Raw genomic sequence first — 12579 nt, forward strand, 5'->3', positions numbered from 1 at the left:
GCGGGCTGGGGCGATGTGGTTTGAGGTTCATGATAGCGGAGCGGACGGGCCGTGCCCATCGCATTGGACAATGCCGGCCTGCCATGCCGCCGCGCCCGCTTGCCGGCGTTCGCTCAGGCGGCTTCCTTCAGCGCCGGATTGCGCTGCTTGCGATACAGGAAGTCCAGCACCGCGGTCCGGCACGCGTGATAGTTCTTGTCGTCGGCCAGCGCCATGCGCTCGCGCGGCCGCGGCAGGTCCACCTTCAGCACTTCGCCGATCGTGGCAGCCGGGCCGTTGGTCATCATGACGATGCGGTCGGCCAGCAGCACCGCTTCGTCCACATCATGGGTCACCATCACCACCGTGCTGCGGGTCTTGGCCACGATCTTGATCAGTTCGTCCTGCAAGTGCGCGCGGGTGAGCGCATCCAGCGCGCCGAAGGGCTCGTCCATCAGCAGCACCTTGGGCTCCATCGCGAGCGCCCGCGCGATGCCCACGCGCTGCTTCATGCCGCCCGAGATTTCCTGCGGATACTTGGATTCGGCATGGGTGAGCCCGACCATGGCGAGCGTGTCGTGGGTGCGCGCCTTCAGTTGTGCTTTGCTTTCGCTGCCGCCGAACACGCGTTCCACGCCAAGGTAGACGTTTTCGAAGCAGGTCAGCCAGGGCAGCAGCGAGTGGTTCTGGAACACCACCGCCCGATCCGGGCCGGGCCCGGCGATCTCGCGCTCGGCGCAGATCAGTGCGCCGGCGCTGGGACGGTCCAGTCCGGCCAGCAGGTTGAGCAAGGTGGACTTGCCGCAGCCGGAGTGGCCGATCAGCGTGATGAACTCGCCGCTGGCGATTGTCAGGTTGACATCGCGCAGGGCGACGAACGGCCCCTTCTTGGTCTTGAAGGTCTGCCCGACGTTTTCGATACGGACGAACTTTTCCATGAGGTTCTCCTTGGCGCCGCGCGCGGTAGCCGTCTTAGTTGCCGTAGCTGAAACGCTTCGCCAGGCTCAGCAATGCGTATTCGAGCAGCAGCCCGACCACGCCGATGATGAAGATTGCGATGACGATGTGCTCCACCTTCAGGTTGTTCCACTCGTCCCACAGCCAGAAGCCGATGCCGGTGCCACCGGTCAGCATCTCCGCGGCCACGATCACCAGCCAGGCCGTGCCGATCGACAGCCGCACGCCGGTCAGCATGTAAGGCAGGACGGCCGGCAGCAGCACGCGCGTGAACACCTTCCATTCCGACAGGTCGAGCACGCGCGCGACATTCAGGTAATCCTGGGGCACGCGCGTCACGCCCACCGCGGTGTTGATCACCATCGGCCAGATCGAGCAGATGAAGATGGCCCAGATCGCCGCCGGATTGGCAGACTTGAACAGCAGCAGCCCGATCGGCAGCCACGCCAGCGGCGAGACCGGGCGCAGCAGGCTGATGATGGGTGCCATCATGGCGTTGAGAAAGGCGAAGCGTCCCAGCGCGAAGCCGGCCGGGATGCCGATCAGCGCCGCCAGCCCGAAGCCTGCCGCGACCCGTGCCAGCGATGCCAGCACGTTCCAGCCGATGCCCTGGTCATTGGGGCCGTTGCGGTAGAAGGGGTCGGCAAACAAGGGCACGGCGGCATGCCAGGTAGCGGCCGGCGTGGGGATGGCGGGGATCATCGTGGCGATACCGTGCCAGACCAGCAGGAACAGCGCAAAGCCGGCAACCGGTGGCATCAGCTTCAGCACGATGGCCGCAAAGGCATCGCGCCGCGCCGCGCTGCGCAGGGCGCGCTCATGAGCCCGCTGGTCGCCAGGCACGGCGAGCCCGGCGGTGGTGCCGCTGTCGGCGGGCGTGGCTTTGGTGCCGGCATGGGTGGCCGGCTGGGCAAGTGCATTCACGTCAGGCTCCTTCAGGGGCCGGCGTGTCGCCACGCCGGCGTTCAAGCGGCAATCAGATCGAAATCACTCGGCAGGCGAACGGTGAGGCCGGCGCGACATCAGGCGATATCGCGCGGGGCTCAGGCCTTGATCTTGAAGCCGTCGGCGTAGGCCTTCGGATCCTTGCTGGCATCCCACACCACGCCGTCCAGCAGCTTCGCGGTACGGAAGTCGCTCTTGGGTACTGGCACCTGCGCGGCCGCGGCACCTTGCTTGTAGACGTCGATGCGGTTGACCTTCTTCGCCACCGCCAGGTAGTCGGGGTGGTCCTTGAGCAAGCCCCAGCGCTTGTGCTGCGTGAGGAACCACATGCCGTCGGAGAGGAAGGGATAGTTGGTGCTGCCGTCCTGGTAGAACTTCATCGAGTCGGGATCGTCCCAGGTCTTGCCCAGGCCATTGCTGTAGCGGCCAAGCATGCGGTCCAGGATGATGTCCATATCCGTGTTGACATAGGACTTGGCGGCAATCGTTTCCGCGGTCTTGCGGCGGTTGGAGGCCGAGGCATCGATGTACTTCGATGCCTCCAGCACGGCGGCAACCATGGCGCGGGCCGTATTGGGGTACTTCTGCACGAACTCGGCGGTGGTGCCCAGGGTCTTTTCGGGGTGATCCTTCCAGATCGCCTGCGTGGTCTCGGCGGTAAAGCCGATCTTGTCGGCGATTGCGCGCGCGCCCCAGGGCTCGCCCACGCAGAATCCGTCCATATTGCCCACGCGCATATTGGCCACCATCTGCGGCGGCGGCACAGTGATGGCCTTGGCGTCCTGCATCGGGTTGATGCCGTTGGCGGCCAGCCAGTAGTACAGCCACATCGCGTGGGTGCCGGTGGGGAAGGTCTGGGCGAAGGTGTAATCGCGCTTTTCCCTGGCCATCAGCGCTTTCAGGCTGGCGCCGTCCTTGACGCCTTTTTCCGCCAGCTTGGATGACAGCGTGATGGCCTGGCCATTGTGGTTCAGGTTCATCAGCACGGCCATGTCCTTCTTGGGCCCGCCGATGCCGAGCTGCACGCCGTAGATCAGGCCGTACAGCACGTGTGCCGCATCCAGTTCGCCATTGACCAGCTTGTCGCGCACGCCGGCCCAGGAGGCTTCCTTGGTGGGCGTGATCTTGATGCCGTATTTCTTGTCGAAGCCGAGCGTGCCGGCCATCACTACCGAAGCGCAGTCCGTCAGCGGGATAAAGCCGATCCGCACCTCCGGCTTTTCCGGCGAATCCGAGCCGGCCGCCCAGGCTCCGGCGCGCACGAGCGGGTCGACCAGCGTGATCACGCTGGCGCCGGCGATGGTGGCCAGGGCGCGGCGGCGGCCGCTGCTGGCGGGCACCGCATCGGCGCCGGCGGCGCTGGCGTCGGTGGCAACCGCGGCGTGCAGCGGCTTGGCAATCTTCAGGCGAGAGGGCATTCCACGGCTCCAAATGAAAAGCGTCCTGAACTGCGCCGCTTTCGCCAAGAATGCGGGGCAGGTCAGGACGCCGTTGTCCCGTGATGCGGCGCGGCCGTCGTTGGCGGCGCACATCGGTTTGTGATCGGCCGTCGTTGGCCGATGTCCGGATTACGCAAGCCGCGTGCCAAGCTTGTTATGCAGGGTGCAGTCAATATGCGCGCGAACGCGGTGACGCCCTGGCCCGAAGGGGCAGGGCGGCGGGCGGTACCGGTGCGCGTGCAGCAGGGCGGCAGCGCCATCCTTGTGCATTGCACCAAGCGCGTGCGGGGCGTCGCCCGCGCCTTAGCTCATTACATCGATGACGCGCCGTGCCGCTTCGACGAGCTTGATGCCACGCTCCATGGCCATGCTGCGCAGCCGCTTATAAGCCTCTTCCTCGCTCATGCCGCGCTCCTTCATCAGCAGGCCCTTGGCACGTTCGACTTCCTTGCGCTCGGCCAACTGCAGGCGCGTGGCATCCAGCTCGGCGCGCAACTCCTGATCCAGTTCGAAGCGCGCATACGCCACGTCGAGCACGGTCTTCACGCGATCGGCGCGCAGTCCGTCGACGATGTAGGCGGTAATGCCTGCCGTCAGCGCGGCCTTGATGCGCTGGGCGTCGTCGTTGTCCGTAAAGAGCACGATGGGGCGCGGCGCGTGCTGGGTGGAGACGCATACGTGCTCGACCGTATCGCGCGCCGCCGATTCCGAGGCGATGATGATCAGGTCCGGCTGCCGCGCGGCGATCGCGTCGGGGAGCCGCAGGTCGGCGTCCACCGTCTCGATGTCGGTGAAGCCCGCCGACACCAGCCCGGCATGGATCGTCTCGACGTTGAGCGGGTCGGCGTCGTGGGGATCGCGCACCAGCAGGATGCGCAGCGTGCGCGAACCCGCGGCGGAGGCGGGCGCGGGACTCGTCGGACGGGGAGGGGCTGGGGGGCGTCGGTTCATGGCGTCACTTGGGATCTCTCGTGCCATGCAAGATTCGCGCCGAGATGATTCTAATTGTATTGCGGGGTTTCCCGGATTCAATGGTTTGCCGGCATACGCGGCGGGAACCGCCGGTGTATGCTATTGCCCTGCTGCGCGGCGGGGCGTCTGCTGGCGACGCCGCATGCCGGTGCGTAGCCTAAAACACAGTGCACAAGTCTGGAGAGAAGGATGACCGAATTCGTATTTGCCCCGCCGGCGCCCAACGGCGTGCCCGTGCGCGGCAGCAGCGCTCAGTTCCCGGTGCGCCGGGTTTACTGCGTGGGCCGCAATTATGCCGCGCATGCGCGTGAAATGGGTTCGGATCCCGACCGCGAGCCGCCGTTCTTCTTCTGCAAGCCCGCCGACGCGGTGAGCTACGTGGCCGACGGCAGCGAAGGCGCCTTCCCCTATCCGCAGGGCACCGGCAACTGCCACTATGAAGTGGAGCTGGTCGTCGCCATCGGCAAGGGCGGCAAGGACATCGCCGAGGCGGACGCCGCCAGCCACGTGTTCGGCTATGCCCTCGGCCTCGACATGACGCGCCGAGACCTGCAGAACGAATCCAAGAAAACCGGCCGCCCCTGGGAAACCGGCAAGGCCTTCGACAAGTCCGCCCCCATCGGCCCGATTGTGCCGGTGTCCGCCATCGGCCATCCGGAGAAGGGCGCGGTGACGCTGTCCGTCAATGGCGTCGAGAAGCAGCGCGGCGATCTTTCCGACCTGATCTGGTCGGTGCCCGAGATGGTGTCTTATCTCTCCAGGCTGTTTGAACTGCAGCCCGGCGACCTGATCTATAGCGGCACGCCCGAAGGCGTGGGCCCGGTGGTGAAGGGCGACGTCATGCAGTGCAAGATCGAAGGCGTGGGCGAACTCACCGTCAAGGTGGTCTGATCCTATGTTCAAGCTCTACAGCTACTTTCGCAGCTCGGCGTCGTACCGGGTGCGCATCGCGCTGCGGCTCAAGGGCCTGCCTTATGAGTATGTGCCGGTGCATCTGTTGCGCGACGGCGGCCAGCAACTGCTGCCGGCCTACCGTGCGCTCAATCCCGATGCGCTGGTGCCGACCCTGGTCGACGATGACCAGGTATTGATCCAGTCGGTGGCGATGGTCGAGTACCTCGACGAGACGCATCCCGAGCCGCCCTTGCTGCCGGGCACCGCGCTGGATCGCGCCTACATTCGGGCGGTGGCGCTTGAGGTCGCGTGCGAAATCCATCCGCTGAACAACCTGCGCGTGCTGAAGTACCTCAAGCACACGCTGGGCGTGGCGGAGGAAGCCAAGGACGCCTGGTACCGCCACTGGGTCGAACTGGGTTTCGAGTCGGTGAATACCAACCTGGTGCGCTCGGGCAAGGCAGGGCGCTTCTGCTTCGGCGATACGCCGACGCTGGCCGATATCTGCCTGGTGCCACAGGTGTTCAACGCGCAGCGTTTCAATATCGATGTTGGCCGCTATCCGGCGATTGCCAAGGTGTTCGAGTCCTGCATGGCGCTGCCCGCGTTCCAGCAGGCCGAGCCCAAGGCGCAGCCGGACGCCGAGTAAGCCTGGCGCGCAGGTCCGGCGCTGGCAGGCGTAAAGAAAAAGCCCCGCAAGCAGTTGCGGGGCTTTTTCGTTGCCGCCGCGTTCAGCCCAGCAGCGCTTCGGCAAATTCATCGGCATTGAAGGGCTGGAGGTCTTCGACCTTTTCGCCCACGCCGATGAAGTAGACCGGCACCGGCCGCTGGCGCGCGATCGCGGCCAGGATGCCGCCCTTGGCCGTGCCGTCGAGCTTGGTCACGATCAGCCCGGTCAGCCCCAGCGCATCGTCGAAGGCCTTGACCTGGGACAGCGCGTTCTGGCCCGTATTGGCATCGATCACCAGCAGCGACTCGTGGGGCGCGGTCGGCATCGCCTTGGCGATGACGCGCTTGACCTTCTTCAGCTCCTCCATCAGGTGCAACTGCGTGGGCAGGCGGCCCGCGGTATCGGCCATCACGATATCGATGCCGCGTGCGCGCGCCGCGTTGACCGCGTCGAAGATCACCGCGGCCGGGTCGCCGCTCTCCTGCGAGACCACGGTCACATTGTTGCGCTCGCCCCAGATCGTCAGTTGCTCGCGCGCGGCGGCGCGGAAGGTGTCGCCGGCGGCCAGCAGCACGGACTGGTGATAGCTCTGGAAGTGCTTGCACAGCTTGCCGATGCTGGTGGTCTTGCCGGCGCCGTTGACACCGGCGATCATCATCACCATCGGTTGCTCGCGGCCCAGCACCATGGTTTTCTCGAGCGGGCGCAGCAGGTCGGCCAGCAGTTCGCGCAGTGCGATCTTGACGCCCTCGGAGGTCTCGATGCGTTCGCTCTTGACGCGGCGGCGCAGCGCGCTCAGCAGGTGTTCGGTTGCCTCGACGCCCGTGTCCGCCATGATCAGGGCCGTTTCCAGCTCCTCGAACAGGTCTTCGTCCACCTTGACGCCGACAAACAGCGTGCCCAGGTTGCGGCTGGTTTTGGACAGGCCGGTGCGCAGGCGCTGCATCCAGCCGCGCTTGGCCTCGGCGGTGGCGGCCGGTGGCGGTGTCAGGACCATATCCCCGAAAGCGGCATGGGCAGGCGGGACGACGGGTGAGAAAACCGGTTGGGCGGCCGGCGCGTGCGCTGACGGGGCTGGAGGGGCGGCGGCCGGGCCGGGTACAGCGGCGGGAACCGGGGCTGACGCACCGGCGGGCGCTGCAACGGGCGCGGGGACCTGCGCCTCGGGTGGCGCGCTGGCCGGTTCGGCCTTGCGCTTCTTCCAGAAACTAAACATTGGGAAAGGGGTCAATACCCCGGTAGAATCAATCGCCAAAATTCTAGCAGACGGGGTCGCATGAACCATTGTGCTGTCAGGTCCAGGTCGGGCGCCGCCCGTACCGCATCGCCTCTTGCCGGCGCCGGCGCTATTCGCCCGGCCGCTTTCTCCCGGCGCCTTGTTCCCACCCTCCTGTTGATTGCCATGCCCTGGTTCGGCGCCGCTTACGCGCAGACCGGCGTAGTGGCGCCGCCACTGCCCACCGGCCAGGCCACCGCGTCGCAAAGCGCCGCGGCGGAGGCCAATACCACCGAATTCAAGCTGTCCAACGGCATGCGGGTCATCGTCAAGGAAGACCACCGCGCGCCCACCGTAGCACACCAGATCTGGTACCGCGCGGGCGGCATGGACGAGGTCAGCGGCACCACTGGCGTGGCGCACATGCTTGAACACATGATGTTCAAGGGTACACCAAAGGTCGGGCCGGGGGAGTTTTCCAAGCAGATAGCGGCGTTGGGCGGGCGCGAGAACGCCCTGACCAACCGCGACTTCACCTTGTACTACCAGCAGATCAGCAAGCAGTACCTGCCCAGGATGATGGAGCTCGAGGCCGATCGCATGGCCAATCTCATCATCAAGAAGGATGAGTTCGAGCGGGAGATGAAGGTCGTGATGGAAGAGCGGCGCCTGCGCACCGACGACTCCGCGCGCGGCACCGTCTACGAGCAGTTGCTGGCCACCGTGTTCACGGCGGCTGCGTACCGCCATCCCGTGATCGGCTGGCCGGCCGACCTCGTCAACATGCGTGTCGAGGACGTGCAGGCCTGGTACAAGAACTGGTACGTGCCCGACAACGTCCTGCTCGTCGTTACCGGCGACGTCACGGCGGCCGAGGTCAGGACGCTTGCCGAACGCATCTATGGCAAGCTCAAGGCGCGTCCCCTGCCGTTGCGCAAGGACCAGGTCGAGCCGGTGCAGAAGGGCATCAAGCGGATCTGGGTCAAGGCCCCCGCGGAGAACCCGTACATCGTGATGGCGTACAAGGTGCCGCGCCTGCACGACGTCGAGAAGGACGTCGATCCCTACGCGCTGGAGGTTCTGTCAGCCGTGCTGAACGGCTACGACAACGCCCGCCTGACGCGCGACCTGGTGCGCGAGCGCCGCATCGCCGATGACGTCAACGTTGGCTACGACAGCATCAACCGCGGCGAGTCCATCATGGTGCTCGATGGCACGCCGGCCAATGGCCACACCACCGAGGAGATCGAGCGCGCGCTGCGCGACGAGATCGCCCGCATCGCCCGCGAAGGGGTTTCGCCTGAAGAACTCAAGCGCGTCAAGGCGCAGGTCGTGGCGGCGCAGATCTACAAGCGCGACTCGGTGTTCGGCCAGGGCATGGAAATCGGCGTGGCCGAGATTTCAGGCATTTCCTGGCGCAAGCTCGACCGCATGCTGGAGAAGATCAAGGAAGTCACGCCTGCGCAGGTGCAAGCTGTGGCCGGCAAATACTTCAACGACGATAACCTGACCGTGGCGACCCTGCTGCCGCAACCGATCGACCCGAACAAGCCAAAGGCACCGGTTGACTCCGGCTCGCTCCGCTAAAGCCTTTCAGAGGACCGACGATGTCTCTCTTTGCCCCGACGATCCCGTCGCCGCGCCTGCTGCGCCGCATCGCAGGCGCTGCCTTCGGCGCGCTTGCCCTGATCGCTTCGCAGGCCGCGTTGGCTGCCATCCCGATCGAACAATGGACCACCTCCACCGGCGCCCGCGTGTATTTCGTGCGCAGCCCGTCCATCCCCATGCTCGACGTCAATATCGATTTCGACGCCGGCAGCCGCTATGACCCGCCGGGCAAGGCGGGCCTCGCCACGCTCGCGTCAGCCCTGCTCGACAAGGGCGCCGCCGCGCAGGACGGCCAGCCAGCGCGCAACGAAGCGCAGGTTGCCGACGCGTTCGCCGACACGGGCGCCGATTTCGGTGGTGCCGCCAGCAGCGATCGGGGCGGTATCGGCCTGCGCACGCTGACCTCCGAGCCGGAGCTCAGCCAGGCGCTCGCGCTGGCTGGTCAGCTGATCAAGGCCCCGGCCTACCCGGACGCCGTGGTGGCGCGCGAGAAGCAACGCCTGATCACGGCGATCCGCGAGGCCGATACCAAGCCAGGGGTGATTGCCGACAAGATGGTGTCGAAGGCGATCTATCCCGGCCATCCGTATGGCGTTTCGCCGACCGCGGCCTCGGTCGAATCGATCACAAGGGCCGATATCGAGCGTTTCTGGCGGGACAACTACGCGCCATCGCGTGCTGTCGTGACGCTGATTGGTGCCATCGACCGCAAGCAGGCAGAGACCATCGCCGAGCAGCTGACCCGCGGCCTGCCGGCCGGAGCCACGCCGCCCGCGATGCCGCCCGTGCAGCCAAAGATCCCGACTAGCGAGCAGCGAGTGCCGCATCCGGCGCAACAGGCTACCGTGGCGATTGGCCAGCCTGCCATTGCGCGTGGCGACCCCGACTACTTTGCCTTGCTGGTGGGCAACTACGTGCTCGGCGGCGGCGGGTTCAGCTCGCGCCTGACCGATGAGGTGCGGGAGAAGCGCGGCCTGACCTACGGTGTCGACAGCTACTTTGCCCCGGCCAAGCAGGCAGGACCCTTCGGCATCGGCCTGCAGACCAAGAAGGCGCAGACCAACGAGGCATTGGCCCTGGTGCGCAAGGTGCTGGCGCAATACGTGGCGGAAGGCCCCACCGACGCCGAACTGAAGGCCGCCAAGGACAATCTCATCAACGGCTTCCCGTTGCGCATCGACAGCAACCGCAAGCTGCTGACCAATGTGGCCAATATCGGCTGGTACGGGTTGCCGCTGGACTATCTCGATACCTGGACCAGGCAGATCGGCAAGATCACGCGAGCCCAGGTCAAGGAAGCCTTCCAGCGTCACGTGCATCCCGACGCCATGGCGACCGTGATCGTGGGCGGGCCGGAGTGAGGGCGTGAGTGGTGCGGGCGCTTCGGTCCCTGGCGCTCGCGCGATCTGACCCGCAGGCTCTACAATCACGGCATGAATTCGCGTACCCGATCTCCCTCGCCCGCTGCCAGCGGGCGAACCTCTTCCCCCTCGCCACGGCAGGCACCCGCGCAGGTCCGCATCATCGGCGGCAAGTGGAAGCGCACGCCGCTGCCCGTACTCCACGCCGAAGGGCTGCGTCCCACGCCCGACCGCGTGCGTGAAACCCTGTTTAACTGGCTCGGCCAAGACATGTCGGGGCTGGCCTGCCTCGACCTGTTTGCGGGTTCAGGCGCACTTGGCTTCGAAGCCGCTTCGCGCGGTGCGCAGCAGGTCACAATGGTGGAATCCAATCCGCGCGTGGCCAAGCAATTGCGCGACAACCAGTATCGCCTCGACGCCCAGCAGATCCGGGTTGTGCAGGGTGATGCATTTGCTACGGCGGCGCAGATGCCGTCCGCGAGCTTCGACGTGGTTTTTCTCGATCCGCCGTTTGCCGAGGACTGGCTGGGCCCTGCGCTGGAGCATGCGGCACGGCTGTCCCGGCCGGGTGGCGCCGTCTATGTGGAAACCGATCGTGCGTTGACCGGCCCGGATGCCCCAGTGCCGGCGGCGCTGGAGATCGTGCGGCATGCCCGCGCGGGCGCGGTGCATTTCCATTTGCTGCAACACAGGAATAATCGATTCGGGGGGCCGGACGCGGCATGACCGGCCATCGTACGCTAGATGCGGCACTGCCGCGAAAGCGTGTTGCAATGGCTTCCAAGTGCCGCGTTTAGAGTTACACTACGCCGCTGTTGCCAACGCTCGTCACGCAGCCTTGGCTCCAGCCCTCAACCATAGCGGGCGGGGTCGATCGGTCCATCCAGGACCGGCAGCGGGCAGAATAAGGAGGAAGCATGGTCGTCGCGGTCTATCCCGGCACTTTCGACCCAATGACCCGGGGCCACGAGGATCTGGTGCGCAGAGCGTCCAATATCTTCGATGAACTCGTGGTCGGCGTGGCGTATAGCCCCAACAAGCGCCCATTCTTTTCGCTGGAAGAGCGCATAGGCATCGCTCGCGAAGTCCTGGGACACTATCCCAATGTGCGTGTCGAAGGTTTCTCCGGCCTGCTCAAGGATTTTGTGCGCAAGAACAATGCACGGGTAATCGTGCGGGGTTTGCGCGCCGTCTCCGATTTCGAGTACGAGTTCCAGATGGCGGGCATGAACCGCTACCTGTTGCCGGATGTCGAAACCATGTTCCTGACGCCCTCTGACCAGTACCAGTTCATCTCAGGCACCTTCGTGCGCGAGATCGCGGTGCTGGGCGGCGATGTCAGCAAGTTCGTATTCCCGTCGGTCGAACGCTGGCTTCAGGAGAAGATTGCCAAACCGGAATAAAATAGAGCTTTGGGACATGTCGTCCGCGGCCGGTCGGGCGCGGGCATGTCTGGCTTAAAGGAAACACCATGGCACTGATGATCACCGACGACTGCATCAACTGCGACGTTTGTGAGCCCGAGTGCCCAAACGAAGCTATTTCGATGGGGCCCGAGATCTATGAAATCGACCCCAACAAATGCACGGAATGCGTCGGACACTTCGATGAGCCGCAATGCCAGCAGGTTTGCCCGGTGGCTTGCATCCCGAACGACCCCAACCGGGTCGAGACGCGCGATACCTTGATGCAGCGCTATCGTCTGCTGACGGCGGCCAAGCGGGTGGCTTGACGCGGGCATTGCGCCCTGCGGCACAAAAAAGCCCCGTCACCGAGAGGTGACGGGGCTTTTTCATTGGTGCGCCCGCGGTTTGCTGCTCGCCCTGCGCCTTCAGCGGGCGGTATGCAGCTCCAGCATGGCGCGTTCGCTCTCGCCCTTGGCCAGCAGCGCCAGCGGCGCCAGGCTACGGTCGATGGCTTCATCGATGGCCTGCTGCTCCTCGCGGCGCGGGGGCTTCAATACATAATTGACCACATCCTCGCGATCACCGCCACCGCTTGCCGAGTTGCGCGGATGGCCCACGCCGATGCGCAGTCGCCAGTAGTCCTGCGTCGTCAGGTGCGCGGCAATGTCCTTGAGGCCGTTGTGGCCGCCGGCGCCGCCGCCGCGCTTGAGCTTGGCGGTACCGGGCGGCATGTCCATTTCGTCGTGGGCCACCAGGATTTCGTCAGGCAGGATTTTGTAGAAGCGCGCCAGCGATACCACGGACTGGCCGGAGCGGTTCATGAACGTGGACGGCTTGAGTAGCCAGATGTCCTGGTCCCACAACCGCGCGCGCGCGGCCAGGCCGTGGAAGCGGCCTTCAACGCGCAGGGTGACGCCGCCCATGCGGGCCAGTTGGTCGACCAGCCAGAAGCCGGCGTTGTGGCGGGTGGCTTCGTATTCCGCCCCGGGGTTGCCGAGGCCGACGATGAGTTTGATCATGGGTTGGACTGCTTGGTTGAAGGGGCCAGGTTTGATGCGTGGGTGCACTTGTTACTGCAACTGACTAACTTCAAAGTCAAAAGCAGTTTCACCACCCCTGCGGGGCGGCGACC

13 protein-coding genes are annotated in these 12579 nt (G+C 65.5%); 7 read left to right on the plus strand and 6 right to left on the minus strand.

Annotation, left to right across the window (positions count from 1 at the left end):
- Window positions 1–113: 113 nt before the first annotated feature.
- From CF70_RS04715 to CF70_RS04730, 4 genes are all read right to left on the minus strand, one after another.
- Entirely contained in the window at window positions 114–917 is an 804-nt protein-coding gene (locus CF70_RS04715; RefSeq protein WP_035861066.1) for an ABC transporter ATP-binding protein, read from the minus strand.
- 34 nt (window positions 918–951) lie between these two features.
- Window positions 952–1779, minus strand: a complete 828-nt coding sequence (gene ntrB / locus CF70_RS04720) for a nitrate ABC transporter permease (protein WP_051648039.1) — start codon at window positions 1777–1779, stop codon at window positions 952–954.
- Between the two features lie 200 nt (window positions 1780–1979).
- Window positions 1980–3299 (minus strand): CmpA/NrtA family ABC transporter substrate-binding protein, encoded by a 1320-nt coding sequence (locus tag CF70_RS04725; RefSeq protein WP_035861072.1) that lies wholly within the window; start codon window positions 3297–3299, stop codon window positions 1980–1982.
- Between the two features lie 324 nt (window positions 3300–3623).
- Window positions 3624–4271 (minus strand): ANTAR domain-containing response regulator, encoded by a 648-nt coding sequence (locus CF70_RS04730; RefSeq protein WP_035861076.1) that lies wholly within the window; start codon window positions 4269–4271, stop codon window positions 3624–3626.
- Between the two features lie 210 nt (window positions 4272–4481).
- On the opposite strand from CF70_RS04730, the gene CF70_RS04735 reads away from it, so the two are divergent.
- Window positions 4482–5183, plus strand: a complete 702-nt coding sequence (locus CF70_RS04735; RefSeq protein ID WP_035861079.1) for a fumarylacetoacetate hydrolase family protein — start codon at window positions 4482–4484, stop codon at window positions 5181–5183.
- A gap of 4 nt (window positions 5184–5187) precedes the next feature.
- Window positions 5188–5835 (plus strand): maleylacetoacetate isomerase, encoded by a 648-nt coding sequence (maiA, locus tag CF70_RS04740; protein WP_035861081.1) that lies wholly within the window; start codon window positions 5188–5190, stop codon window positions 5833–5835.
- 82 nt (window positions 5836–5917) lie between these two features.
- On the opposite strand, the gene ftsY is transcribed toward maiA, so the two are convergent.
- Window positions 5918–7072, minus strand: coding sequence for a signal recognition particle-docking protein FtsY (gene ftsY / locus CF70_RS04745; RefSeq protein WP_035861086.1), 1155 nt, complete (start codon window positions 7070–7072; stop codon window positions 5918–5920).
- Between the two features lie 60 nt (window positions 7073–7132).
- Between ftsY and CF70_RS04750 the strand changes: the two genes are divergently transcribed.
- The 5 genes from CF70_RS04750 (at window position 7133) to CF70_RS04770 (ending at window position 11773) form a co-directional block, all read left to right on the plus strand.
- A complete protein-coding gene (locus tag CF70_RS04750) occupies window positions 7133–8659 on the plus strand; it encodes a M16 family metallopeptidase (RefSeq protein ID WP_035861088.1) in 1527 nt (508 codons plus the stop codon).
- A 20-nt stretch (window positions 8660–8679) separates the two neighbouring features.
- Window positions 8680–10041, plus strand: coding sequence for a M16 family metallopeptidase (locus CF70_RS04755; protein ID WP_035861090.1), 1362 nt, complete (start codon window positions 8680–8682; stop codon window positions 10039–10041).
- A 72-nt stretch (window positions 10042–10113) separates the two neighbouring features.
- Window positions 10114–10767: a 16S rRNA (guanine(966)-N(2))-methyltransferase RsmD gene (gene rsmD / locus CF70_RS04760; protein WP_200876692.1), complete on the plus strand. Its 654-nt coding sequence runs from the start codon at window positions 10114–10116 to the stop codon at window positions 10765–10767.
- Between the two features lie 191 nt (window positions 10768–10958).
- Window positions 10959–11444 carry a pantetheine-phosphate adenylyltransferase gene (gene coaD / locus CF70_RS04765; protein ID WP_035861092.1) on the plus strand — a complete coding sequence of 162 codons (486 nt, stop codon included), beginning with the start codon at window positions 10959–10961 and terminating at the stop codon, window positions 11442–11444.
- 68 nt (window positions 11445–11512) lie between these two features.
- Window positions 11513–11773 (plus strand): YfhL family 4Fe-4S dicluster ferredoxin, encoded by a 261-nt coding sequence (locus CF70_RS04770; protein ID WP_035861094.1) that lies wholly within the window; start codon window positions 11513–11515, stop codon window positions 11771–11773.
- 99 nt (window positions 11774–11872) lie between these two features.
- On the opposite strand, the gene pth is transcribed toward CF70_RS04770, so the two are convergent.
- A complete protein-coding gene (gene pth / locus CF70_RS04775) occupies window positions 11873–12466 on the minus strand; it encodes an aminoacyl-tRNA hydrolase (protein ID WP_035861097.1) in 594 nt (197 codons plus the stop codon).
- Window positions 12467–12579: the final 113 nt, after the last annotated feature.

The organism is Cupriavidus sp. SK-3, from assembly GCF_000611145.1.
GTDB lineage: Bacteria > Pseudomonadota > Gammaproteobacteria > Burkholderiales > Burkholderiaceae > Cupriavidus.